We start from the raw sequence: 25,355 nt of genomic DNA, 5'->3' as shown, positions 1-25,355 counted from the left end.
TCATGACCACGCTGCAACTGAAGAACATCGTCAAGCGCTACAAGAGCCAGACGGTTCTCGACGACCTGATGCTCGACGTCGCCGATGGCGAGCGTCTGGTGCTCTTCGGCCCGTCGGGCGCCGGCAAGACCGTGCTGCTCCGGCTGGTGGCCGGCGTCATCGAGCCGGACGAGGGCCGGGTGCTGATCGGCGGCGAAGACATGACCGATGTCGATGCCGAGCACCGCGGTGTCGGCATGGCCTTCCAGAACTTCGCGCTCTTCCCGCACATGAGCGCTTTCGACAACATCGCGAGCCCCTTGACGGCAACGCGATCGTCGAAGGAGAAGATCGCGGCGGGCGTGCAGAAGGTCGCGAAGCTCCTCAAGATCGACCACGTGCTGACGCATCACCCGAAGGCGCTGTCGAACGGCCAGAAGCAGCGCACGGCACTTGCCCGCGCGCTCGTCGGCTCGCCGCCACTGCTTCTCCTCGACGATCCCTTGCGCAACGTCGATGCCAAGCTGCGCTTCGAGATGCGGCTGGAACTGCCGCGGTTGCTTGCAGCGCAAGGCGCCACCGTCGTCTACGTCACGCAGGACTACAAGGAAGCGATGGCGCTCGGCGACCGGATCGCGGTGATGGCGGCCGGCCGCATCCGCCAGATCGGCACACCGCAGGAAATCTACAACGCGCCGGCCGATATCGAGATCGCACGGCTCTTCGGTGATCCGACCATAAACCTGCTCGAGGTTACGCCGCAGCGCGGCGGCGAGGGTGTCTTCGTCGAACTGTCGAATGTCCGGGTGCGGCTGGCCGATTACGGCGCCGATGTCGTCGGCAGTCCGTGCGTGCTCGGCCTGCGCCCGGAGGCGATCAGCTTTGTCGATGCCGCAGTGTCAGGCGCAATTCCCGTGACGGTGGAGGCGGAGACCCCACTCAACGAGAAAACCGTGACGCTGGCGCTCACCGCCCGTGGCCGTGAAATCCTGGTGTCGCGACCGGCCGGAACGCCTGGTCCGACCACGGGACCTGCCCATATTGCCGTGAATGGCAGCCAGGCCTTTCTCTTCGACAAGACGAGCGGCACCTTGCTGCCGCGCGCCGACATCGCAGCCAAGCGCAATGGAGAAGCGGCATGACCGACACCGCTCTTTTGATCAAGGACGTCGACAAGTTCTACGGCCCCGTCGATTACGGCGTGCATGCCGTGAAGAAGCTGAACATGGATGTCAGGAAGGGTGAGATCATCGCACTGCTCGGCTCCTCCGGCTGCGGCAAGACCTCGACGCTGCGCATGATCGCCGGCTTCGAGGCGGTCTCGCGCGGCACGATCTCGCTTGCAGCCAAAGCGGTCCACACCCTGCCGCCTGTGCGCCGCAACGTCGCCATGGCGTTCGAGGGCTATTCGCTCTATCCGCCGCTGACCGTGCGCGAGAACATTGCCTTCGCTCTCAAGGCCTCGAAGCTCTCGCAAGCCGTCGTCGACGAGAAGGTGGCGGGCATCGCCAAGCTGCTCGAAATCGAGGACATTCTCGGGCGCTACCCGAGCTCGATTTCCGGCGGGCAGCAGCAGCGCGCCTCGCTCGGCCGGGCGCTGATCCGCGATGCCAACCTGCATCTGCTGGACGAGCCGATGGGGCAGCTCGAGCCTCAGCTGCGCGCGCTGCTTCGAGGCCGCATCAAGCATTACATCAAGGAGCGCGGGCTGACGGCGATCCTCGTCACCCATGACCAGACGGAAGCCAACGCGCTTGCCGACCGTATTGCCGTCATGGAAGGCGGTGTGCTGCAGCAGTTCGATACGCCGCAGAAGATCAAGGAACGGCCGGCCAATCTGTTCACCGGAACCTTTGTCGGCGAGCCGCCGATGAATGTCTTCGAGGCCAGCGTTTCCGGCTCGGAGAGCAAGGTCGCCTTCGGCCTCAAGGATGGCGTGCGGCTCGAATATCCGGCTTCCGATTTTTCGCATGCGGTGCGCGATGCGTTGGTAAAGCGGCAGAAGGTCGTGCTCGGTATCCGTCCCTATTCGGTGCGCCGCAGCGCCGACGGCGTGACCGGCCGCGTCGCCGTCAACCAGTGGCTCGGCGACCAGACCCATATCGCGGCGGATTTTGCCGGTGGGACAATGGTGCTGGTCGAGCATGATCGCACCGAGCTTGATGTCGGCCAGCCGATCGGCATTCATCTCGATCCGTCGAGCCTGCATGTCTTTGACGGCGAGAGCGGCCGGGCGATCAGCCATGGACAGGAGCTTGCCTGATGCGGGACATCCTCATCGGCATCGATGCGGGCACGTCGGTCATCAAGTCGGTGGCCTTCGATCTCCGCGGCCGACAGATCGCGATGGCGGCGCTGCCGAACGCCTATGAGGCGGTCGGCCGTGCCGGCAGCGTCCAGGATCTCGAACGCACCTGGGTGGACGCCGCTGCGACGCTGAAGCAGCTCTCCGACAAGATCGAAAACCTCGCCGGCCGCGTTGCCGCGATCGCGGTCACCGGTCAGGGCGATGGCACCTGGATGATCGACAAGACGGGTGAGCCTGTCGGCAAGGGCTGGCTCTGGCTCGACGCGCGCGCCGGCGAAACGGTGGAGCGGCTGCGCGCCGACTGCGGCGATATCGCCCGCTTTCAAAGCACCGGCGCGGGGCTTGCCGCCTGCCAGCAGGGGCCGCAACTGCGCTGGATGAGCGACCATGCGCCCGAGATGCTCTCGGGCGTCGCAACGACGTTCCATTGCAAGGACTGGCTGTATTTCAAACTGACGGGCAAGCGTGCGACCGATCCGTCCGAAGCGAATTTCAGCTTCGGTAATTTCCGCACCCGGACCTACAACGACGACGTCATCGCCTTCCTCGGCCTCGAAAAGCTGAAACACGTGCTGCCGGAGATCGTCGACGGCGCCTCCACCCACCACCTGCTTTCGGCCGAAGCGGCCCGCATTGCGGGCCTCATTGAGGGCACGCCTGTTGTGCTCGGTTACGTCGATGTCGTCTGCACGGCGCTAGGCGCAGGGCTTTATGATCCCGGCACGGATACCGGCTGCTCGATCGTCGGTTCGACAGGCATGCACATGCGGCTTGCCAATGGCGCCGACGACGTGCGGCTCAACCGGGATCTGACCGGCTACACCATGTGCATGCCGATCCCGGGCACCTATGCGCAGATGCAGTCGAACATGGCGGCGACGCTCAATATCGACTGGATCCTGTCGGTGGCATCAGGCCTGCTCAAGGGCATGGGCGTCGAAAAATCCAAGAGCGAGTTGCTCGCCCACGTCGACGGCTGGCTGGCCGAGGCGAAGGAGACGCCGCTGATCTTCCAGCCCTATATCTCGGATGCCGGCGAGCGAGGGCCGTTCGTCGACGCTTCGGCGCGCGCGTCCTTCGTCGGCCTCTCGATCACCCACGGCTTTCCCGACATGGTGAAGGCGGTCTTCGACGGGCTCGCCATGGCGGCGCGCGATTGCTACGCGGAAATGGGGCCGCTGCCGTCGCGTATCCGGCTGACGGGCGGTGCCGCGCGCAGCGCATCGCTCCGCCGCATCCTTGGAGCGGCGCTCGGCGCCAGCGTCCAGACGAGCGAGCGGGAAGAGGCGGGGGCCGCGGGCGCTGCGATGATCGCTGCCGTCTCGCTCGGCATCTATCCCTCGATGGCCGATTGCCTTGGAGATTGGGTCACCCCCTATCAACGACCGGCGGAAGCCGCCGATCCGGTGCTTAGCAGCCGCTACGACGATCTCTTCCCCGCCTACCAGCAGTCGCGAACAGCGCTCAGACCCGTCTGGCACGCACTCTCCCAAAGTGCTGACGCCGGAAACCAACAGGAAAGACCGAAATGAAGAAGATAGCCATTATCGGCGACCGGTTCATGCTGCCGGACGTATTCCGCGACAAGATCGTCGAGGCGACCGGCAACGGCCATGACATCCGCACGCTCGAGCTGCCCTGGCCGGATGTGCCGATGGAGCACGGCTATGCCGTCGAAGGCATGGATGGGCTCAAGGAGTACCTCGGCAAGCCCGAGGATATCGTCGAATTCATCGGTGACGCGGAAATCCTGGTGACGCAACTGGCGCCACTGTCCCGGGGGATGCTGGCAGCACTGCCCGGTCTGAAGCTCGTCGCGGTTTCGCGCGGCGGCCCGGTCAACATCGACATGGGGGCGGCGCGCGACGCCGGGGTTCGCGTCGTCAACACGCCCGGCCGCAATGCGAGCGCAGTGGCCGAATTCACGCTCGGCGCCATCCTCGCCGAAACGCGGCTGATCCGCACCGGCCATGAGGCGCTGCGCAAGGGTGAATGGCGCGGCGATCTTTACCGAGCCGACCGCACCGGTCGCGAACTCTCGGAGATGACCGTCGGCGTCATCGGCTACGGCAATATCGGCACCAAGGTCGTGCGGCTGCTGCGCGCCTTCGGCACCAAGGTGCTGGTGCACGATCCCTATGTGCAATTGTCGGCCGACGATCTCAATGCCGGTGTCGAACAGGCCTCGCTCGACACTCTGCTCTCCCATTCCGACCTCGTCACGCTGCATCCGCGCGTCACGGAGGAGACCCGGAACATGATGAATGCCGAGACCTTTGCGAAGATGAAGCCGGGCGCGATCTTCGTGAACACGGCGCGCGGGCCGCTCTGCGACTACGATGCGCTCTACGAGAACCTGGCGAACGGGCATCTCTCGGCGGCGATGCTGGAGACCTTTGCCGTAGAGCCGGTGCCGGAGGACTGGCCGTTGCTGCAGCTCCCGAACGTGACGCTGACGCCGCATATCGCCGGCGCCTCGGTGCGCACCGTGACCTTCGCCGCTGAAATGGCGGCCGAGGAAGTCCGCCGCTATATCGCCGGCCTGCCGCCGGTTCATCCTTGTTGAGGTGACGGCCATGAGCGAACGCGAACTGCGCCAGTCGATCGTCGACCATTGCCGTCACATGAACGCCATCGGGCTCAACCAGGGCACCTCGGGCAACATCAGCCTGCGCCACGGCGACACCATGCTGGTGACGCCCTCGGGCATCCCCTATGGCGAGATGACGGCGGACATGATCGTCGCCATGCCGATCGACGGCGAATACGGCGCCTGGGATGGTCCGAAGAAACCCTCGGTCGAATGGCCGTTCCACCTGGATATCCTGCGGGCACGACCGGAAGTCGGCGCGGTCGTGCACACCCACGCGATGTATTCGACCATCCTGGCGATCGCCCGCAAGCCGATCCCGGCCTGCCATTACATGATCGCGGCCTTCGGCGGCAGTGACGTGCGCGTCGCCGACTACGAGCGCTACGGCACCAAGGCGCTTTCCGAAAGCGTGCTCAGGGCGCTCGACGGCCGGACCGCCTGCCTGATGGCGAACCACGGCATGATTGCAACGGGCGCCAGCCTGGAGAAGGCGATGTGGGCAGCGGTCGAGCTCGAGACGATCGCCAAGCAATATTATCACACGCTACTGATCGGCGGCCCGGTGATCCTGTCGGAGGCCGAGATATCCGGTGTGATCGAGGCCTTCTCCACCTATGGCCTGCAGGACAAGACGAAGGCGGCGTGAGGCATGGCTGCGATGGCGACAGGAGCGACAGCGTTGAGTTCCGAGACCGGAGTATATGATCTGTTCATCGTCGGCGGCGGCGTCAATGGCGCGGGCATCGCGCGCGACGCCGCCGGGCGAGGGCTCTCGGTTCTCTTGTGCGAGAAAGACGATCTGGCCCAGGGGACGAGTTCGCGCTCGGGCAAGCTGGTGCATGGCGGCCTGCGATACCTCGAGTACTACGAGTTTCGCCTGGTGCGCGAGGCGCTGATCGAGCGTGAAGTGTTGCTCAACTCCGCGCCGCACATCATCTGGCCGATGCGTTTCGTGCTGCCGCATAACCCTGAAGATCGGCCGGCCTGGCTCGTGCGTCTAGGGCTCTTCCTCTACGACCATCTCGGCGGACGCAAGCGCCTGCCGGGGACGCGCAGCCTCGACCTTTCGACCGCGCCGGAGGGCGCGCCGATCAAGCGCGAATACCGCAAGGCGTTCGAATATTCCGACTGTTGGGTGGATGACGCACGCCTCGTCGTCCTGAATGCACTTGACGCCCGCGCCTGCGGCGCCCGGGTACTGACCCGCACCGCCTGCAGCGCGATCCGCCGGCGGGACGGGCTCTGGCATATCGAGATGACCGATACGCGCACCGGCGTGAAGACCGAGGTGAAGGCGCGGTGCGTCGTCAACACCGCCGGTCCCTGGGTCAACGACGTCATCGGCCGGATCGGCGGGCTGAACTCCAGCCGTAGCGTGCGCCTGGTCAAGGGCAGCCACATCGTCGTGCCGAAATTCTGGGAGGGGCGACAGGCCTATCTGGTGCAGAACCCGGACAAGCGGGTGATCTTCATCAATCCCTACCAGAACGACCTGGCGCTGATCGGCACCACGGATATCCCCTATGAGGGGCGGCCGGAGGATGTGGTCGCCGATGACAACGAGATCGCCTATCTGCTGAAATCGGTGAATCGCTACTTCAAGCAGCAGCTTACGTCTGACGATATTGTCTACAGCTTCTCCGGCGTGCGTCCGCTCTACGACGACAATGCCGAGAACCCTTCGGCAGTCACCCGCGACTACATTTTCGAGGTCGATGCGGCCGATGGCCAGGCGCCGCTGCTCTCGGTCTTCGGCGGCAAGATCACCACCTTCCGCAAGCTTTCCGAACACGCGCTGGAGCGTTTGAAGCCCTTTTTCCCCAAGATGGGGCCGGCCTGGACGGCTTCGGCGCACCTGCCGGGTGGTGACATGGCGGATGCCGATTTCGAGCAGTTCCTGGGTGATCTCAAGGCGCGCTACCGCTTTCTGCCGACCGATCTCGTCAAGCACTATGCGCGGCTCTATGGCACCAGGGCGCATGCGTTGCTTTCCGGAGCGGGATCGCTCGACGATCTCGGGCCGGCTTTCGGTCCGCATTTGCGCGAACGCGAAGCGCGTTTCCTCATCGAAAACGAATGGGCGCTGACGGCGGACGACATTCTCGACCGCCGGACAAAGCATGGTCTGCACATGACGCCGGCTGAACGGCAGGCCTTTACTCACTGGCTTGAACGCCAGCAGGCGGCCGCTTGAAGGAGACATGGATGCGAAGCCTGGAATTCGAAGCGCTTCTCGATCTTTCGGCCCGCGTCGGGGCCGACCCGCTGCTGGTGCAGGGGGCGGGCGGCAACACCTCGATCAAGGAGGGCGGGGCGCTCTGGATCAAGGCCTCGGGCCTGTGGCTCGCCCATGCCCGCCAGCGCGACGTGATGGTGCCTGTGGCGCTCGATCCGTTGCTCGATGCGCTGGAGCGCGGTGATCCGGCAACGGAGAAGGCGCAGGATTTCGTCATCGCCGCGCAGAACCCGTCCGGTTTGCGTCCCTCGATCGAGACGACGGTGCATGCGCTGATGCCGCAGAGGGTCATCGTTCACGTCCATTGCGTTGAAACGATCGCGGCTGCAGTCCAGACCAATGGTGCCGCAATCGCCGCCGAGCGGCTTGCCGGCTATCCACATGTCTTCGTGCCCTATGCTCGGCCGGGATTGCCGCTTGCCAGGGCGATAGCCGAGCGGCTGCAGGACAATACGTCAGTGCTGGTCCTCGGCAACCATGGCCTCGTCGTCGCCGCAGAAACTGTTGCGGATGCGTCGATCCTTTTGACCGACATCACGCGCCGCCTGACCGGGCAGCGGCGGCAAGCGCCGACGGCCGATCTCGCCGCGCTTTCGCGGCTTGCTGTCGATAGCGACTATCGGCTGCCGGAAGATGCTTGCCTGCACACGGTTGCCGCTGATCTCGACAGTTGCCGGCTTGCGGCCGGCGGCAGCCTCTATCCCGATCATGTGATTTTTCTCGGCAAGGGCGTCGTGGTCGCTGCTCCCGGAGAGACTGCCTTGTCGATCGAGGAGAAGCGGCGCGCGGCCGGCGAGAGCCTGTCTCCTCTCTTGCTTTTCCCCGGCAAGGGCGTGCTGGTACAGAAGGAGATTTCCGCCGGCGCCCTCGCGATGGCGCGGTGCCTCGCCGACGTGACAGCGCGCATTCCGGCGGACGCGCGGCTGCGCTACCTGACGGAAGCCGAAAACGCGGAACTTCTCGGCTGGGATGCGGAGAAGTACCGCCAGCAGCTCAACCGCGCCGGACAGGTGCTGCAATGAGCGGTGACGATCGCAAACTTGTTATTGGCATTGACATCGGTACCTCGGGTGCACGGGCGGTTGCTATGGCTGCGGATGGGCGTGCGGTCGCATCTGGCGCGGCGAAACTCTCGTCCTTCTCCGCGGATCACCGCGATCCCATCGGCTGGTGGAAGGCGGTGCAGGCCGCCCTCGAGGAAACGCTCGGGAGCATCGACAGGCGGAACGTTGCAGCAGTCGCGGTCGATGGCACTTCCGGCACGACGCTGCCGGTCGATCAAAACGGCGCGCCGCTGGCGACACCGATGATGTACAATGATCCGGTTGCCGACCGCGCGCTCCTCGATGCCGTCTCTGCTCATGCGCCGCGCGAAAGCGCTGCGCATGGTGCGACATCCGGCCTTGCAAAATTTCTCGTCTTCCAGATGGTGCCGGGTGCGTTTCGCGTGATCCATCAGGCGGATTGGCTCGCCGGTCATTTCAGCGGGCTTTACGATGTCTCCGATGAAAACAACGCGTTGAAGACCGGCTACGATCCGGTAACGCGGTCCTGGCCAGACTGGATCGAGAAGACGGGCGCGCGTGTCGATCTGCTGCCGAACGTGCTGCCCGCCGGTGCGCCGGTCGCCACGATCAGCCCGGCCGCGGCCGAAGCCTTCGGCCTTTCCGGCGATGTGGTGATCGTTGCCGGCACCACGGACGGGTGCGCCTCGTTTCTCGCAACGGGGGCGGAGCAGCCGGGTGACGGTGTCAGCGCGCTGGGCACGACGCTCACGGTGAAGCTGCTTTCCGACCGACCGCTGTTTGCCCCGGAATACGGGCTCTATAGCCATCGCATCGGTGAGATGTGGCTTGCGGGTGGGGCTTCGAACACGGGCGGCGTGGTTCTTGCCGAACATTTTTCGCCAGAGCGGATCGCAGCACTGTCGGAGGAGATCGATCCGGCTGTCGATGCTGGGCTCGACTATTATCCGCTCATCAAACCCGGTGAGCGATTTCCGATCTCCGATCCGGACTATCCGCCACGCATGAGCCCGCGGCCGGCCGATGATGCCACTTTCCTGAAGGCGATTTTCGAAGGTATTGCCGGGGTCGAGAGCCTTGCCTATCAGCGGCTGACGGCACTTGGCGGCCCGCCGCTCCGTTCGCTGCGCAGCGTCGGCGGCGGCGCCAAGAATGCCGCCTGGACGGCGATCCGTGCTCGCAAACTCGGGGTGCCATTGTTGTCGGTTCTCTCCGAAGAGGCTGCCGCCGGCACGGCGCGGCTTGCGCTCGCCGGTGCCAGGAAGGCAGGTGTGCTGTGACCGGTCTCGAAACCATCGCCGGGCTTGGCGCGATCGCCGACCGTTACGACGCCTTCCTGATCGACCAGTTCGGCGTGCTGCGCGACGGGCGCGGGCCCTATCCGGGGGCGGCCGAAACGCTGGTGCGGCTGAAGGATGCCGGAAAGCGCATCGTCATCCTGTCCAATTCGGGAAAACGCTCGGCGGAGAACGACCGCCGCCTTGTCGACATCGGCTTTGCCGCCGGCAGCTGGGACTGGTTCCTGACCTCGGGCGAGGTCGCCTGGCAGATCCTCAAACGAGACGATGCAGGCAGCACAGGCACGCCGCGCCGGTGCCTGCTGATCAGTCGCGACAATGATCTCTCGCCAATCAAGGGGCTTGATCTTGAGCGCACCGGCAGCGGCGCGGATGCCGATGTCGTGCTGCTCTCGGCGAGCGAGGGTGACGTTCATCCGCTTTCCCACTACGAGGCGCTTTTGGCGCCGGCGGCCAAGCGCGGCATTCCCTGCCTCTGCACCAATCCGGACAAGGTGATGCTGACGAAGACGGGGACCGCGTTCGGTGCCGGCCGCATCGCCGAACTTTACGAGGAACTTGGCGGCCGGGTGCGCTGGATCGGCAAGCCCTTCGCCGACATCTATGCCGCGGCCCTCGATTTCCTCGGTCACCCCGACCCGGCACGGGTCTGTGCGATCGGTGACAGCATCGAGCACGATATCGCAGGTGCAGCAAGCGCCGGGCTTCATTCCGTGCTGGTGACGACCGGGATACTCGATCATGCCTCGGATGAGGAGCGCCGCAAGCTTTTTGCCGAACATGGCGCCAGCCCCGACTTCATCCTTCCGAAATTTCTCTGGTAGCCGGGAGTAAGGTCGTGGCCTTCACGCTGTCGCTCAACACCAATCCGCTGGTCAACCGCTTCGCCGAGCCTGACGACCTGATCGATACGATCGCCGAGAAGATCCGCATCGGCTACGTGCAGTTGACCCACGAATTCGTCAATCCGGGCTGGCCGGCGGCGACGATCGCCAAGAGCATCCGGCAGTTTCGCAGGGCTTTGGATCGCACCGGCGTGAAGATTACCTCGGGCATGACCGGGCCCTATGGCCGGCTCAACCATTTCGGCCATCCGGACCCGGACGTGCGGCGTTACTACGTCGACTGGTTCAAGACCTTTGCCGATATTTCCGCCGAGCTCGGCGCCTCCGGCATGGGGACGCAGTTCGCGATCTTTACGCTGAAGGATTATGACGACCCCGCGCGGCGTGAGGAGATGATGCGGATCGCCATCGATTGCTGGCGTGAAGTCGCCGAGCACGGCAAGGCGGCGGGGCTTTCCTATGTCTTCTGGGAGCCGATGTCGGTCGGCCGCGAATTCGGTCACACGATCGCCGAGTGCCGGGCGCTCGACCGGCGGCTGGCCGAGGCAGGACTGCCGATCCCGATGAAGATGATGGTCGACATCGACCACGGCGACGTCACCTCCGACAACCCCGACGACATCGATCCCTATGCCTGGGCAGGTGCGTTCCCAGAGCGCTCGCCGATCATCCACATCAAGCAGTCGTCGATGAACAAGGGCGGCCACTGGCCGTTTACCGCCGCCTACAACAGGGACGGCCGCATCACGCCGGAGAAGCTCATCGGCGCGGTCAAGGCCGGTGGCGGCACCGACAACGAGATCTGCTTGGAGCTGTCCTTCCGCGAGCGCGAGCCGACCGATCACAACGTCGTCGAGATGATCCGGGAATCCGTCGAATTCTGGGAGCCCCACATCGATACGGGTTTTAATCATTCACAGAAATAACATTAAAAGATAACAAAATCACACATGGAAAATTGAAATATCACAAATAGGTGTTATCTTCTCACTGTGAGCGCGGCTGAGGCTGCGCGTGATCGGGACAGAGACGATGAAGCCGGAAGACAGGCGACAGGCGATCATGGATGTGCTGATGGAGGCGGGAACCGCTTCTGTCGAAGACCTGTCCCTGCGCTTCGGCGTCAGCAAGATGACCGTGCATCGCGATCTCGACGACCTCGAGCAGGCCGGTCTGTTGCGCAAGGTCCATGGCGGGGCCTCGATCCAGTCGAGCCCGCAATTCGAAAGCGATTTCCGCTACCGCGAGAAGATCGCCACCGCCGAAAAGCGGCGGATCGCCGAGCATGCGGCCTCGCTGATCGAGCCGGGGCAGAGCATCCTGATCGACGACAGCTCGACGACCGGCGCGATCGCCGAGTGCATCCGCGACATCCGCCCGCTGACGGTCATCACCAACAATCTCGGCGTGATCACCGGCCTTTCGGGCGCGGCGGGCATCAACGTCATCGCGCTCGGCGGGCAGTACAGCAAGAAGTTCAACGGCTTCTTCGGCATCGTTACCGACGAGGCGCTGCGCTCGCTGCGCGTCGATATCGCCTTTCTGTCGAGCTCGGCGATCGAGGGCACGACCGCCTTCCACCAGGACCAGGAGGTGGTGCAGGCCAAGCGCCTGATGGTGAAAGCGGCGAAGCGCAAGTACCTGCTGGTGGACCACGACAAATTCGGGCGCTCGGCGCTCCATTTCCTGACCGGGCTCGATGCCTTCGACGCGGTGCTGACCGGCGCCGAAGTTTCGGCGGAGCATGCCGCGCCGCTTGAAGAGGCGGGCATCCGGCTGGTCAGGGTCGATAGTCGCAAGGAGAAAGCATGAGCAAGTCCGGGCTCTGGGTCGGCACCAGTTGGAAGATGAACAAGACGCTGGCGGAGGCGATGGCCTTTGCCGACGGCCTTGTGGCTGCCGACGCGTCGCGCGACGAACGCATCCAGCGCTTCGTCATTCCGCCGTTTACGGCGGTGCGTGAGGTCAAGGCGCGGCTTGCTGAAACCAGCGTCAAGGTCGGTGCGCAGAACATGCATTGGGACGATGCCGGCGCCTGGACCGGTGAGGTGTCGCCGCTGATGCTTGCGGATTGCAACCTCGATGTGGTCGAGCTTGGCCACAGCGAGCGTCGCGAACATTTCGGCGAGACGGATCGCACCGTCGGCCTGAAGACGGCGGCTGCCGTGCGCCATGGGCTGGTGCCGCTGATCTGCATCGGCGAGACGCTTGCCGAACGCGAGGCAGGTGAGGCGGATCGGGTGCTGAAGCGCCAGGTCGAGGGCGCGCTGGCGCTTCTCGACGGCGAGGCGGCGTCGGCGACGATCCTGCTTGCCTATGAGCCCGTCTGGGCGATCGGGGTCAACGGCATTCCGGCGACGTCGGACTATGCGAACGAGCGCCACAAGCGCATCGCCGACGTGGCGGAAGCCGCACTCGGACGGCGTGTGCCGGTGCTCTACGGCGGCAGCGTCAATCCCGGCAATTGCGAAGAACTGATCGCTGAGACGCATATCGACGGTCTCTTCATCGGCCGCTCCGCCTGGGACGTCACTGGTTATCTCGACATTCTGCAGCGGGTTGCAAAGGCGATCTGAGCCTTCGGCCGCGGCAGTTCCTGAAGAATGGAAAGGAACAATCATGAAGATTGCAATCGGGGCAGACAGCGCCGGCAAGCCCCTGCTGGATGTCATCGCCGCCCACCTGGCGGGCAGGAGCGATGTGGAGGTCGTGGACCTTAGTCAGTCCGGCTACTATGCGGATCTCGCGCAGAAGCTGGCGCAGACGGTCGTCGACGGTGAAAACGAGCGCGGCATCCTGTTCTGCGGCACCGGCATCGGCGTCTGCATTTCGGCCAACAAGGTGCCAGGCATTCGCGCGGCGCTGACCCACGACACCTATTCGGCCGAGCGTGCGGCCAAATCCAACAACGCCCAGATCATCACCATGGGCGCCCGCGTCATCGGGCCGGAGCTGGCAAAGTCGATCGTCGATACCTGGCTTGCGTCCGAATTCGATCCGGGTGGTCCTTCGGCCGGCAACGTCGAGGCGATCGACCGGCTCGACTCCGTTAGAGCGGGATGAGGAAAAGTGTGTGCGGTTTTCCGCCCGCATTCCGCTCTCACCAGGGAATCGATCACGTTCATGATTTGGTCGTCCCGACGCAAATCATCGTGATCTAGGGCCTGAACACCAAATCGCGACGCCCGTTGATCCTCCCTCAGGCATCGTGACGAAACGCCCGGCAGAGATGCCGGGCGTTTTTAACATCCGGCTTGCACCTGCCTTGACGACGCTTCCGCAAATATTTGAATATGCTTGCGGATCGTCAATAAAGGGGCGTCACCGCATGAGCGAAACTACCTCGACTGAGCCGCATCCGAGCAGCCATCACCACGTGGCGCGCATGAGCGGCCGCGACACCCACGAGCATCACAGGACGGCGACGACGCTCGAGCTGCTGTTCGATCTCACCTTCGTGATCGCCTTCAGCCTGGCGGCGTCGCAGCTGGCGCATCTCTTCGCCGAGGGGCATTTTGGCGCCGGCCTGGTCGGCTTCGGCTTTGCCACCTTCGCCATCTGCTGGGCCTGGATCAATTTCAGCTGGTTCGCATCGGCCTACGACACGGACGACTGGATCTATCGCAGCGTCACCATGGTTCAGATGGTCGGCGTGCTCATCCTCGCAATCGGCCTGCCGCCGATGTTCGAATCGATCGACAAGGGCGAGCATCTCAACAACGGTGTGATGGTGCTCGGCTATGTGGTCATGCGCCTTGCGATGGTCATCCAGTGGCTGCGCGCCAGCCGGCAGGATCCGACACGGCGAGAGGCCTGCATGGCCTATGTATGGGCGATCAGCGTCGCTCAGCTTGGCTGGATCATCTTGATCTTCTTCGACTTCTCGCTGGCGGTGACCTTTGCCATGGTCGTCGCGCTGACGGCGATCGAGATGCTGGGTCCCTATGTTGCCGAGATGCGCTATGGCGGCACACCCTGGCATGCGCACCATATCGCCGAGCGCTACGGGCTCTTGGCGATCATCGCGCTCGGGGAGGGGGTGGTCGGCACGGTCGCCTCGATCTCGGCGGTGGTCGAGGGCGAGGGCTGGAACCTCGATGTCGCGCTCGTCTGCCTTGCCGGCACCGGGCTCACGTTCGGCATGTGGTGGATCTATTTCCTTTTGCCGAGCGCCGAGGTGCTGCACCACCACCGCCTCAAGCGGTCCTTCGTCTGGGGCTATGGCCACATACCGATCTTCGCCTCGATCGTTGCCACCGGCGCCGGCCTGCACGTGGCGGCCTATTACATCGAGCACAAGGCGCACATCAGTTCGGTCGCGACTGTACTGACGGTCGCCGTGCCGGTCGCGTTCTACATCGGACTACTCTACGCGATGTACGCCTATCTCTTGCGGCAGACGGAGCGGCTGCATCTCTGGCTGCTGTCAGGCACGGCCTTGGTGCTGGCGGCGTCCGTCGTTGCGGCGATGGCCGGGCTCGATATGGCGATGTGTCTGATCATCCTGATGTTCGCGCCTGTTGTCACCATCGTCGGCTATGAGGCGGCTGGACACCGCCACCGCATGGCGGCGCTGGAGCGCAGTCTGCAGGACGGTAAGACGGTACGGTAGGAGAGAATTCGAGAGCTGGAACAGGGGCTTGGCGGCTGGCGCTGCCGGTTTGATTCAAGTGGTTCAGAGGTTGATTCAACGGGTATGTGGTCGTGCGACCTGCGAGCCTGGAGCGTTCGGAGAGCCTTGCCCCGCACCCTGATCCTCTCCCCGGGAGAGGGGACGAGCTTCTTTCGTCGTCAGGAGCCTCTGATTGACCCGATGTGGACGGTCTCTCTCGATAGCCAAGGGTGCGTTCGGGCGACAAGGGCGCCACAGGTGCCCTTCTCCCCGCGCGCGGGGAGAAGGTGGCCGGCAGGCCGGATGAGGGGCGGCCGCGGAGACGGCGCGTTGCGCAGCCGCCTTGCCGATCAGGCGTTGATCAGCGCCAGCTTGGCGCGGGCGTCGAGGATCTGGGCGCAGGCGTTGGCCGCTTCGGTGCCCTTGGTGACGAAGTGTTCGCGGAAGAAGGCGATCAGCGGCTCGCTTTCCTGGAAATTGTGCGGCGTCAGTACGGCGGAAAGCACCGGAACATTGGTGTCGAGCTGGACGCGCATCATGCCGTCGAGCACGGTGCCGGCGACGAAGTCGTGGCGGTAGATGCCGCCGTCGACGACGAAGGCGGTGCCGAGGATCGCGGCATAGCGGCCGGTCTTTGCCAGCGTCTGGGCATGCAGCGGGATTTCGAGCGCGCCCGGCACGTCGAAAATCTCGACGTCGGCGGCTGAGCCGCCGAGCTTTGTCCATTGCTTGACGAAGGCATCGACGCAACGGTCGACGATATCGGCGTGCCAACGGGCACGGACGATCGCGATCTTGGCGGCGGGGTGGGAAAGAATGGTCATGGTCTCAAGCCTTTCAGGGTTTGGCGTTTTCCAATGATCCCGTCGGGCGAACATGCATGCGCGCGGGGTCCCGTCGCGGGGCCACGTTCCTGCTTGCTCTCTTCCATCCGGACTGTGACCGTCGGCTCCGGAATTCGACCGGATCTGCTGACCCCTGAAGCGTGAGCTCCAAAGCGCTCGCGGGCTTCGAGGTTTCCCTCGCTACCGCCGGTGGGGAATTTCGCCCCGCCCTGAGAACAACGCGACTATATAGCTCGCCCGCGCGTGGTCAAACGCACGGTGCGACGAAAATGCTGGAAATCACGACAGAATTTTCCAGGGTTTGACGCCATCGGAAGAAATCGTTCCGATGGCATAAATCTGCTACTCGCGGATAACCAGCAGGTCCTTGGCGGCAAACCGCAGCGTAACGTTGTCGCCGGAGACCGGCGGGGCGACGCCCGGATTGTTGAACATGTCGAAGGAGATGACGTCACCGCCGACACGAAGTCGCGTGCGGATGACCGAGCCGAGGAAGCTCGTCGAGACGACCTCGCCGGCAAGCGCCGTATCGCCCTTGGCGCCTTCGGCGATCGAGCCGGCTTCCGGACGGAGCGCCAGCGAAATGCTGTCGCCGCCCTTCATGCCGGCAATCGGGTCCTTCAATGCGATCTGCTGGTTGCCGATCGTCACTGCGCCGGATGCCGGATCCGCCACCTTGCCTTCGATGATGCTGAGCGTGCCGACGAAAGAGGCGACGAAGCGCGTCGACGGCGTGTTGTAGATCTCGAAGGGCGTGCCGATCTGGTCGGCGCGGCCGGCATTCATGACGACGATGCGGTCGGAGATCGACAGGGCCTCTTCCTGGTCGTGGGTGACGAAAACCGTGGTGATGCCGAGCTGCTGCTGGATCTGCCGGATTTCTTCGCGCAGCGACACGCGGATCTTGGCGTCGAGCGCCGACAGCGGCTCATCGAGCAAGAGCACCTGCGGCTTGACCGCAATGGCGCGGGCAAGCGCCACGCGCTGCTGCTGGCCGCCGGAGAGCTGGTAGGGGAAGCGGTCCGCCAGATGGTCGAGCTTGATCAGCCCGAGCATCTGCTTCACCCGTGCGTCGATCTCCGACTTGTCCGTGCCGGCGATCTTCAGGCCGAAGGCGACGTTGTCGTGCACGTTCATGTTGGGAAACAGCGCATAGGCCTGGAACACCATGCCGATGTTGCGCTGATTGGGTTTCAGCGATCCCTGGTCCTTGCCGTTGATCACGATCGAGCCGGCAGACGGTGTCTCGAAGCCGGCGATCATGCGAAGCACGGTCGTCTTGCCGCAGCCGGACGGACCGAGGAAGGAGACGAATTCGCCCTTCTCGATGTCCATGTTGAAATCGTGCACGACGTGAACCGGGCCGAAGGACTTCTTGATGCTGGTGAGTGACAGAAAGCTCATAGGTGCGGTCCTCAGGCCTTAGGAGGCGCGCTTTTTTGAAAGCGCGAGACAAGCTGGATGAGGCCGAGGCAGCCCCAGGTGATGCCGAATGCGATAACGGCGAGTGCTGCCGGCTCATAGGCGCGGTTGGCGCCAAGAAGCTGCATGTACGGACCGAAGGCCGGGCGGTTGAGCAGCGCCGCCATGGTGAACTCGCCGATGACGATGGCGAAGGTCAGGAAGGCGCCGGAGAGCACGGCGACGAGCACGTTCGGCAGGATGATCTTGGCAAGGATCGTCGCCCATCCGGCGCCGAGGCTCTGGGCGGCTTCGGTCAGGGTGGCGACGTCGATGGTCCTCAGCCCCGTATCCACCGCACGATACATGTAGGGCAGAGCAAGCGTCGCATAGCCGAACATCAGGAGGATGTTGGTGCCGGTGAGCGAGCCCGTCAGTGGCAGCCAGCTCGAGGTGTTGTAGAGCCGGATGTAGCCGAAGACGATGACGATCGCCGGAATGACCAGCGGCAGCAGCGTGATGAACTCGACAACCGGGCGCAGGCGCGGCAGCTTCAGACGGACCCAATAGGCCGTCGGCACGACGAGCAGCACGCCGAAGACGATGGTGAACAGCGCCTGCATCACCGAGTAGGTGAAGGTCTCCTGGAAGCGCGGATCGGCGAAGACCTTCTGATAGGCGTCGAAGGAATACTCGCCGCGGCGCATCTTCAAGGAAAAGTTGGTCATGCCGATGAGCGGCAGGGTGAAATAGAGGAGGCCGAAAACGAGGGCCCCCCAGGCCCAGATCTTCTTCATTTCAGCCACCTTTCGCTGCGGCTGCGCAGCCAGATGTAGATCGCATTGGCGATGCCGGTAACGACGATCATGCCGAAGGCAAGTGCATAGCCGAGGTGCGGATTGCCGAGCACGTCGCCGCGGATCTGCGCAAAGAGCAGGATCGGTACGATCGACAGCGACGAGCCGGTGAGCGCGATGGCGGTGGCGACGGCGCCGAAGGCGTTGGCGAAAAGCAGCGCCAGCGTGCCGAGTAGCGAGGGAAGCAGGATCGGAAAGGCGACCATGCGCCAGTATTGGAGACCGGTCGCGCCGAGAATTTCGGCTGCCTCGCGCCATTCGCGCTTCAGGCCGTCGAGCGCCGGCGTGATGATCAGGATCATCAGCGGGATCTGGAAGAACAGATAGGTGATCGTCAGCCCCCAGAAGGACAGGAGGTTGAAGCCGAGCATCCTCAAGTCGAAGCCGAAGTTCGAGCGCAGGAACACGGTGACGATACCGACCGGACCAAGGGTCGCGAGAAAGGCGAAGGCGAGCGGCACGCCGGCAAAGTTTGAAGCGACGCCGGAGAATGTCAGGAGCGGTCCGCGGATACCCTTCGGCAGCCCGCCGAAGACGATGGCGGACGCCATTGCAAAGCCGATCAGGCAGCCGAGGAGCGCCGAGGCGATGCTGATCTTGATCGAGATCCAGTAGGCTGCAAGGATTGAAGGCGTGAACAGGCCCCGGATGTTTGCCAGCGTGAAGCCGCCTTCCGGCGTCTGAAAGGCGCCGACCACGATCTTCATCGTCGGCAATAACAGGAACAGCGTTACGAAGGCGGCAAAGGGCAGTATGCCCAGCCAGTGAAGCGGTAGGCGACGCGCCGGCGGGCTGGCGTCGGGTTTAGCAGATGACATTCCGTTCGCGCCCCTGAAGCCGCGTTATCGACGCGGGCGTTATTGATAGTTGCAAGCTGGAGCGGGATGCTGGCGGGAACCCGCACACACTGTCCTCATCCCGGTCCAAAGACTTGAATTTCTTAGGAATAACCCATGTCGCCCCGGCCGGAAAACCGGCCGGGGCGACATGTCTGTGGAAAGGCTTACTGAACGTTCGCGCCGACGACGGCATCCCAGCCACCGGTGACGGCGGCCTTGTTGGCGTCGACTTCTTCGAGCGTTGGGAAGTAGGCCTTTTCATAGGCTGCTGCCGGCGGCAGGGCGTCGATCAGGGCCTGCGGAACCTTGCCAGCCTTGACCATGGCGTTGAAGCGGGTCGGGTGGCAGAAGCCCTTGAGCCAGCCGAGCTGACCTTCGTCGGAATAGAGGTGCTCCATCCACAGCTTGGCAGCGTTCGGGTGCGGCGCGTAGGCCGAGATGCCCTGGACGTAAACACCGGCGAGAACGCCGCTGGCCGGAACGACGACTTCGGTCGGCGGGTTGCCGTTGAGCGTCTTTGCCCAGCCGAGCGCGTTGTAGTCCCAGGCAACCACGATCGGGGTCGAGCCCTGGGCGAGCGTGCCGGACTTTCCGATGACCGGAACGAAGTTGCCGTTCTTGTTGAGCTCGGCGAAGTAGCCGAGACCGGTTTCACCGGCTTCCTTGCCGGCCTTCGCGCCCTTGGCAAGACCAGCAGCGAGAACGCCGAGGATCGCCTGGTTGGAGGCGCGCGGATCGCCGGCGAGAGCGACCTGACCGGCATATTCCGGCTTCAGGAGGTCAGTCCAGTCCTTCGGAGAGTCCTTTACGAGGTCCTTGTTCACGAGGAAGGACATGACGCCGTAGTAGTCACCGTACCAGTAGCCTTCGGCGTCCTTGACGCTGTCCGGGATCTCGTCCCAGGTGGAGACCTTGTAGGGCTGCAGCAGGCCTTCGGCCTTCATCTGCGGGCCGAAGGCGAGGCCGACGTCGACAACGTCAGGAGCCTGCGGGCCCTTGTTGTCCTTGTTGGCCTTGACCGCCTCGACTTCGTCGGCCGAGCCTGCGTCCGGGTTCAGTTCGTTGACCTGGATTTCCGGATACTTGGCCTTGAAGGACGCGATGACGTCGCCATAGCCGCACCAGTCGTGGGGCAGGGCGACGGTGGTCAGCATGCCTTCCTTCTTGGCGGCGGCGATGAGCTCGGCGCTCGGCTCGGCAGCGGCAATTGCGGTCGTCGCCAGGAAAATGGCGGTGGAGAGCGAAAGCAGGCGTTGGGTTCTTGAAATCACTGGTGTTCTCCTTATGGGTTTAGTCAAATTCGCGGGGTTTCAGTCGATTTCGGCTAGGCTGTTAAAGAGATGCGATGAAAGTAATGTGACAGCTGTTTTTCCGTTCGCGCCGCGTATGTCGTTGGAAGAACATTTGTTTTTTTGAGCGGGCGGGCAACTGTCGCATAACTGCATGAAAGTCGGTGAACGTGTCGGCGAGTTCTCCTAGACAGGTTTGCGAAAAATGCGGGTGGAATCGAAAAGGCCTTCGAGCGTCTTCATCCGATCCCGGGTTTCTTCCCAGTTCGAAGTCTGCACCGCCTCGATCAGCGCCTCGATCAAGAACAGGATCACCACCGAACTGTCCCAGGCCGAGGGCACCTCGATCTGCGAGCGGAACACCCGGGAGGCGGATTTGGCGACCGGCGAACTCCAGCGATCGGTGAAGAGCACGATCTCGACGCCACGCTCGCGGGCGGACTTGGCGAGCGTCACCATTTCCTGCTCGTAGCGGCGAATGTCGAAGAGAATCAGAACATCGCCCTGACGCATGTCGAGCACGTAGTGCGGCCAGGCGCTGGCATTGGCGGCGATCTCGGTGACACCCGGCCGGATAACCTGGAGGTGGGTGAAGAGATAATCGGCAAGGGCGTGAGTGATACGGCCGCCGAGCAGGTAGATGCTGCGCTTGCGATCGGCGATGAGGGCGGCGGCCTCGTCGAAATCCTGAGGTTCGATCTGCGTCAGCGTCTCGCGAAGATTGCTGGTGATCGCATCGGCGAAGCGGTTCAGCGTATGGGTGCCGGGCGCATTGGCGGCCCAGCGGTCATGCTTGGTGATGGGATTGGAAATCGTCGCTTCCAGTTCCTGGTGCAGCCTTGCCTGGAAATCCGGAAAACCGCGGAAACCGAGCTTTTGCACCATGCGTGCGACGGTCGGTGTCGAAACACCGGCGTTCTCGGCGACCGTTGTGATCGAGCCGAGCCCCGAGACGGGATAATTGTCGAGAAGCGTCTCTGCCAACTGTTTCTCCGCGCGGGTCAGCGCAGTGAAGTGGGCAGTGATCACATCCGACACCGTCGTGGATGCAGCCTTGCTGGTCAAATTGTCTCCCCTGAACCGATCTAGAGCCGGTTTGTGACAGATTAAACATCGCTGTCATAATTGGAGTCAATCGCAATTTTGAAGAGATCGTTTCAGATTTCGATTGACACTCGCCAATCTCTGAAGAATTCTTTTCATTAACGAACGTCTAACGGGGCAAGAGGGGATGCCGGTGTTGACGCGACTTTTGACCGAAGCAGATGGCGATCCGGTTGCGATCGAAAACGCCGCAGGCAAGGGCGACGTCGTGCTCGTCTGCGAGCACGCCTCACGCCGGGTTCCGGAGCGGCTGGGAAACCTCGGGCTTACCGAGCAGGCGCTCGAAAGCCACATCGCCTGGGACCCGGGCGCGCTTGCCGTCGCCAGGCTTCTTGCCGCCAAGCTCGATGCGGCGCTGATCTACCAGCGCTTCTCGCGGCTTGCCTATGATTGCAACCGCCCGCCGGAGGCTGAGGCGGCGATGCCGGTTCTGAGCGAAGTCTACGAGATCCCGGGAAACCGGACGATGACCGACGACGAGCGGCAGGCGCGGGTCGATGAGATCTATCGACCGTTCCACGATTCCGTCGCGCACTTCGTTTCCGAGCGCAAGGCCGCCGGCAGGCCACCTGTGCTGGTGACGATGCACAGTTTCACGCCCGTCTATTTCGGCAAGCAGCGGGCCGTCGAGGTCGGAATCCTGCACGATGCGGACAGCCGCCTTGCCGACCACATGCTGACCGCCGCGACGAGGGGCCAGGTCGCCTACGACATTCGCCGCAACGAGCCCTACGGCCCGGCCGACGGCGTCACCCATAGCCTGATCGAATACGGCGTCCGCAATGGACTGCCGAATGTGATGATCGAGATCCGCAACGATCTCATTCGCAACGACATCGGCCAAAGGGTCATGGCCGACTATCTGGAAGGATTGCTCCGCAAGGGCGCAGCGGCACTTTCAGCACAATAAAAGACCCTGGGGAGCGGCATGGCCGCGGTCCTGTGCCGGTTCACCGGGGCAGGTGGTTGATGGGACCCAGTCGCAATGGGGCGGCCTGGTCTGAAGAAATCAGGGGAAGAAAAATGTCAGACTACAGTGATTTGGACAAAAAGCAGGACATGAGTGTCTTGCACTCGATGGGCTACGCCCAGGAGCTCGAGCGGCGCATGAGCCAGTTCTCGAACTTCGCGGTGTCGTTCTCGATCATCTGCATTCTTTCGGGCGGTATCAATTCGCTCGCCCAGGCGACCGCTGGCGCAGGGGGCGCCGCGATCGGTATCGGCTGGCCGCTCGGCTGCTTCATTTCCTTCGTGTTCGCTGTTGCCATGGCGCAGATCAGCTCGGCCTATCCGACGGCCGGCGGCCTCTATCACTGGGGCTCGATCCTCGGCAATCGCTTCACCGGCTGGCTGACGGCCTGGTTCAACCTGCTCGGCCTCGTCACCGTTCTCGGCGCAATCAACGTCGGCACCTACTATTTCTTCATGGGTTCCTTCGGCACGCCCTATTTCGCACTGGAGGACACGATCACGACGCGTATCGTCTTCCTCGCGATCATCACCGGCGCTCAGGCGCTCGTGAACCACATGGGCATCGGGCTGACCGCCAAGCTCACGGACTTCTCCGGTTACCTGATCTTCGCAACGGCGATCCTGTTGGCGCTCGTCTGCCTCACGGCTGCCGACAGCTACGACATCGCCCGTCTCTTCACCTTCTCCAATTATTCCGGCGAAGCCGGCGGCAATGTCTGGCCTGAGACCTCGGGCACCTGGGTGTTCCTGCTCGGTCTGCTTCTGCCGATCTACACGATCACCGGTTACGATGCCTCGGCGCACACCTCGGAAGAGACGGTGAAAGCCGCGCATTCCGTGCCGCGCGGCATGGTTTCCTCGGTGCTGTGGTCGGCGCTGTTCGGCTACATCATGCTGTGCTCGTTCGTGCTGATGATCCCGAACATGGATGAAGCCGCCAAGCAGGGCTGGAACGTGTTCTTCTGGGCGATGGATGCGCAGGTAAGCCCCATCATCAAGGACATCCTCTACCTTGCCATCCTCGTCAGCCAGTGGCTGTGCGGCCTGGCGACGGTGACCTCGGTGTCGCGCATGATCTTCGCGTTTTCGCGTGACGGCGGCCTGCCGGCCTCCAAGGCGCTTGCCAAGGTGAGCCCGAACTACCGCACGCCGGTTGCCGCGATCTGGACGGGCTCGATCCTGTCGGTCCTGTTCGTCTGGTTCACCTCGCTCGATTTCATGAAGGTCGGTGAGACACCGGTCTACACGATCGTCGTTTCGTGCACGGTCATCTTCCTGTTCTTCTCCTTCGCGATCCCGATCACGCTCGGCCTCTTCGCCTGGGGAACGTCGAAGTGGGACAAGATGGGGCCGTGGAACCTCGGCGAGGCCATGTTCAAGCTCTTCGCCGTGCTTTCGATCATCGCCATGGTGCTGATCTTCATCCTCGGCGTTCAGCCGCCGAACGATCCGGCACTCTATGTGACCGTCGGCTTCCTGGTGCTGACCGGCGTGATCTGGTTCGGCCTCGAAAGACGCCGTTTCCGTGGCCCGCCGATCGGCGACGAAGTGGCACGCCGCCAGGCCGAAATCGCCGCTGCCGAAAAGGCCGTCGGCCAGATCTGATCAACGACACAATGGGCGGGAGCGCGACCGCGACTTCCGCCTTTTCTTTTGCCGGAACCTGTCCGGTTACCTGAACGGAACACGTTCACGCGGCGCAAAATATCGTCACTCAAGGGAACGGCCGCGTGACCAAACATGGGATGGAAGTTGATGAGCTATACGTTTGATGAGTTGAAGCAAGACGTCGCCGCCGGGCGCATCGATACGGTGCTCGCCTGCCAGGTCGACATGCAGGGCCGGCTGATGGGCAAGCGCTTCCATGCGCAGTTCTTCGTCGATAGCGCCTGGAAGGAAACGCATAGCTGCAACTACCTGCTTGCGACCGACATGGAGATGGAGACCGTTCCTGGCTACAAGGCGACGAGCTGGGAAAAGGGCTACGGCGACTATACGATGAAGCCGGATCTTTCGACGCTTCGTCGTATCCCCTGGCTCGAAGGCACCGCACTCGTGCTCTGCGACATGCTCGACCATCACACCCACGAGGAAGTGCCGCATTCGCCGCGCGCGATCCTGAAGAAGCAGGTGGCGCGGCTGGAGAAGATGGGGCTCAAGGCCTATATGGCAAGCGAGCTCGAATTCTTCCTGTTCGACCAGTCTTATGATGACGCGCGCCAGTCCGGCTATCGCGACCTGCAGCTCGTCAGCGGCTACAACGAGGATTACCATATCTTCCAGACGACCAAGGAAGAGGACGTGATGCGGGCAATCCGCAACGGCCTGCAGGGCGCCGATATCCCGGTCGAAAATTCCAAGGGCGAGGCGTCTGCCGGTCAGGAAGAAATCAACGTGCGCTATGCCGACGCGCTGACGATGGCCGACCGGCACGCGATCATCAAGAACGGCTGCAAGGAAATCGCCTGGTCGCGCGGCAAGGCCATCACCTTCCTCGCCAAGTGGAATTATTCTGCCGCCGGCTCCTCCTCGCATATCCACCAGTCGCTCTGGAGCGCCGACGGCAAGTCGTCGAAGTTCTACGACGAGAGCGGAAAATACGGCATGTCGGAGATGATGCGCCACTATGTGGCGGGTCTGCTGACCCATGCGAGCGAGATCACCTATTTTCTGGCGCCCTACATCAACTCCTACAAGCGCTTCATGGCCGGGACGTTCGCGCCGACCAAGGCGGTCTGGAGCAAGGACAACCGCACCGCCGGCTATCGCCTGTGCGGCGAGGAGACCAAGGCGATCCGTATCGAATGCCGCGTCGGCGGCTCCGACCTCAATCCGTATCTCGCCTTTGCCGCTTTGATCGCCGCCGGCATTTCCGGTATCGAGAACAAGATGGAACTGGAAGCGCCCTTCGTCGGCGACGCCTATGGCGGCAAGGACGTGCGCGAGATCCCGCGCACGCTGCGCGACGCCACGGCTGCGCTTGAGGAATCCAAGATGCTGCGCGAAGCCTTTGGCGACGAGGTCATCGAGCACTATGCGCGGGCAGGGCGCTGGGAACAGGAAGAATACGACCGCCGCGTCACCGACTGGGAGGTCGCGCGCGGCTTCGAACGGGCCTGATCCTCAAGGCCTTGCCATTCACAAGGGTGGCC

General features: G+C 63.3%; 23 protein-coding genes and 1 riboswitch. Of the genes, 17 read left to right on the top strand and 6 right to left on the bottom strand.

The genetic code is table 11. The features are described from left to right. Nucleotides 1-2 precede the first annotated feature (2 nt). The 14 genes from PWG15_RS12020 (at nt 3) to PWG15_RS11955 (ending at nt 14,896) form a co-directional block, all read left to right on the top strand. Nucleotides 3-1,121, top strand: coding sequence for an ABC transporter ATP-binding protein (locus tag PWG15_RS12020; RefSeq protein ID WP_275020002.1), 1,119 nt, complete (start codon nt 3-5; stop codon nt 1,119-1,121). Next, nucleotides 1,118-2,242: an ABC transporter ATP-binding protein gene (locus PWG15_RS12015; protein WP_275020001.1), complete on the top strand. Its 1,125-nt coding sequence runs from the start codon at nt 1,118-1,120 to the stop codon at nt 2,240-2,242. The genes PWG15_RS12020 and PWG15_RS12015 overlap by 4 nt, the downstream gene beginning before the upstream one ends. Continuing rightward, nucleotides 2,242-3,819 (top strand): FGGY-family carbohydrate kinase, encoded by a 1,578-nt coding sequence (locus tag PWG15_RS12010; RefSeq protein WP_275020000.1) that lies wholly within the window; start codon nt 2,242-2,244, stop codon nt 3,817-3,819. The genes PWG15_RS12015 and PWG15_RS12010 overlap by 1 nt, the downstream gene beginning before the upstream one ends. After that, entirely contained in the window at nt 3,816-4,853 is a 1,038-nt protein-coding gene (locus tag PWG15_RS12005; RefSeq protein ID WP_275019999.1) for a 2-hydroxyacid dehydrogenase, read from the top strand. The genes PWG15_RS12010 and PWG15_RS12005 overlap by 4 nt, the downstream gene beginning before the upstream one ends. 10 nt (nt 4,854-4,863) lie before the next feature. Next, complete coding sequence (locus tag PWG15_RS12000; RefSeq protein ID WP_275019998.1) at nt 4,864-5,526, top strand: class II aldolase/adducin family protein; 663 nt, start codon at nt 4,864-4,866, stop codon at nt 5,524-5,526. A gap of 12 nt (nt 5,527-5,538) precedes the next feature. Continuing rightward, nucleotides 5,539-7,074: a glycerol-3-phosphate dehydrogenase gene (locus PWG15_RS11995; protein ID WP_425536758.1), complete on the top strand. Its 1,536-nt coding sequence runs from the start codon at nt 5,539-5,541 to the stop codon at nt 7,072-7,074. Nucleotides 7,075-7,085: 11 nt separating this feature from the next. After that, nucleotides 7,086-8,138 carry a class II aldolase/adducin family protein gene (locus tag PWG15_RS11990; RefSeq protein WP_275019996.1) on the top strand — a complete coding sequence of 351 codons (1,053 nt, stop codon included), beginning with the start codon at nt 7,086-7,088 and terminating at the stop codon, nt 8,136-8,138. Continuing rightward, on the top strand, nt 8,135-9,421 hold the full coding sequence (locus tag PWG15_RS11985; RefSeq protein WP_275019994.1) for an FGGY-family carbohydrate kinase: 1,287 nt from the start codon (nt 8,135-8,137) through the stop codon (nt 9,419-9,421). The genes PWG15_RS11990 and PWG15_RS11985 overlap by 4 nt, the downstream gene beginning before the upstream one ends. After that, complete coding sequence (locus PWG15_RS11980) at nt 9,418-10,263, top strand: TIGR01459 family HAD-type hydrolase (RefSeq protein ID WP_275019993.1); 846 nt, start codon at nt 9,418-9,420, stop codon at nt 10,261-10,263. The genes PWG15_RS11985 and PWG15_RS11980 overlap by 4 nt, the downstream gene beginning before the upstream one ends. 14 nt (nt 10,264-10,277) lie before the next feature. After that, on the top strand, nt 10,278-11,210 hold the full coding sequence (locus PWG15_RS11975) for a sugar phosphate isomerase/epimerase family protein (protein ID WP_275019992.1): 933 nt from the start codon (nt 10,278-10,280) through the stop codon (nt 11,208-11,210). Between the two features lie 106 nt (nt 11,211-11,316). Next, on the top strand, nt 11,317-12,096 hold the full coding sequence (locus PWG15_RS11970) for a DeoR/GlpR family DNA-binding transcription regulator (protein ID WP_275024411.1): 780 nt from the start codon (nt 11,317-11,319) through the stop codon (nt 12,094-12,096). Continuing rightward, nucleotides 12,093-12,860, top strand: a complete 768-nt coding sequence (locus tag PWG15_RS11965) for a triose-phosphate isomerase (protein ID WP_275019991.1) — start codon at nt 12,093-12,095, stop codon at nt 12,858-12,860. Before PWG15_RS11970 ends, PWG15_RS11965 begins: the two co-directional genes overlap by 4 nt. A 43-nt stretch (nt 12,861-12,903) precedes the next feature. Next, nucleotides 12,904-13,347, top strand: a complete 444-nt coding sequence (locus PWG15_RS11960; protein ID WP_275019990.1) for a D-erythrulose-4-phosphate isomerase — start codon at nt 12,904-12,906, stop codon at nt 13,345-13,347. 265 nt (nt 13,348-13,612) lie between these two features. Then, nucleotides 13,613-14,896 carry a low temperature requirement protein A gene (locus tag PWG15_RS11955; protein ID WP_275019989.1) on the top strand — a complete coding sequence of 428 codons (1,284 nt, stop codon included), beginning with the start codon at nt 13,613-13,615 and terminating at the stop codon, nt 14,894-14,896. 350 nt (nt 14,897-15,246) lie between these two features. On the opposite strand, the gene PWG15_RS11950 is transcribed toward PWG15_RS11955, so the two are convergent. The 6 genes from PWG15_RS11950 to PWG15_RS11925 form a co-directional block, all read right to left on the bottom strand. Then, nucleotides 15,247-15,720 carry a 6,7-dimethyl-8-ribityllumazine synthase gene (locus tag PWG15_RS11950; RefSeq protein WP_275019988.1) on the bottom strand — a complete coding sequence of 158 codons (474 nt, stop codon included), beginning with the start codon at nt 15,718-15,720 and terminating at the stop codon, nt 15,247-15,249. A gap of 91 nt (nt 15,721-15,811) precedes the next feature. Next, nucleotides 15,812-15,962, bottom strand: a riboswitch (FMN riboswitch). 121 nt (nt 15,963-16,083) lie between these two features. Beyond that, a complete protein-coding gene (locus PWG15_RS11945) occupies nt 16,084-17,145 on the bottom strand; it encodes an ABC transporter ATP-binding protein (protein WP_275019987.1) in 1,062 nt (353 codons plus the stop codon). An 11-nt stretch (nt 17,146-17,156) separates the two neighbouring features. After that, nucleotides 17,157-17,939: an ABC transporter permease gene (locus PWG15_RS11940; protein ID WP_275019986.1), complete on the bottom strand. Its 783-nt coding sequence runs from the start codon at nt 17,937-17,939 to the stop codon at nt 17,157-17,159. Beyond that, entirely contained in the window at nt 17,936-18,817 is an 882-nt protein-coding gene (locus PWG15_RS11935; protein ID WP_275019985.1) for an ABC transporter permease, read from the bottom strand. Before PWG15_RS11935 ends, PWG15_RS11940 begins: the two co-directional genes overlap by 4 nt. 185 nt (nt 18,818-19,002) lie before the next feature. Next, complete coding sequence (locus PWG15_RS11930; RefSeq protein ID WP_275019984.1) at nt 19,003-20,109, bottom strand: ABC transporter substrate-binding protein; 1,107 nt, start codon at nt 20,107-20,109, stop codon at nt 19,003-19,005. 204 nt (nt 20,110-20,313) lie between these two features. Beyond that, complete coding sequence (locus PWG15_RS11925; RefSeq protein WP_275019983.1) at nt 20,314-21,192, bottom strand: MurR/RpiR family transcriptional regulator; 879 nt, start codon at nt 21,190-21,192, stop codon at nt 20,314-20,316. A gap of 175 nt (nt 21,193-21,367) precedes the next feature. Between PWG15_RS11925 and PWG15_RS11920 the strand changes: the two genes are divergently transcribed. The 3 genes from PWG15_RS11920 (at nt 21,368) to PWG15_RS11910 (ending at nt 25,323) form a co-directional block, all read left to right on the top strand. Next, nucleotides 21,368-22,141, top strand: a complete 774-nt coding sequence (locus PWG15_RS11920) for an N-formylglutamate amidohydrolase (protein ID WP_275024410.1) — start codon at nt 21,368-21,370, stop codon at nt 22,139-22,141. A gap of 113 nt (nt 22,142-22,254) precedes the next feature. Beyond that, nucleotides 22,255-23,808, top strand: coding sequence for an amino acid permease (locus PWG15_RS11915; RefSeq protein ID WP_275019982.1), 1,554 nt, complete (start codon nt 22,255-22,257; stop codon nt 23,806-23,808). A 150-nt stretch (nt 23,809-23,958) separates the two neighbouring features. After that, nucleotides 23,959-25,323, top strand: a complete 1,365-nt coding sequence (locus tag PWG15_RS11910) for a glutamine synthetase family protein (RefSeq protein WP_275019981.1) — start codon at nt 23,959-23,961, stop codon at nt 25,321-25,323. Nucleotides 25,324-25,355: the final 32 nt, after the last annotated feature.

This window comes from Ensifer adhaerens (genome assembly GCF_028993555.1).
In the GTDB taxonomy this organism is placed as follows: Bacteria; Pseudomonadota; Alphaproteobacteria; order Rhizobiales; family Rhizobiaceae; genus Ensifer; species Ensifer adhaerens_I.
The sequence above is the reverse complement of the archived record's forward strand: the minus strand, read 5'-3'. Positions and strand labels throughout refer to the sequence as shown.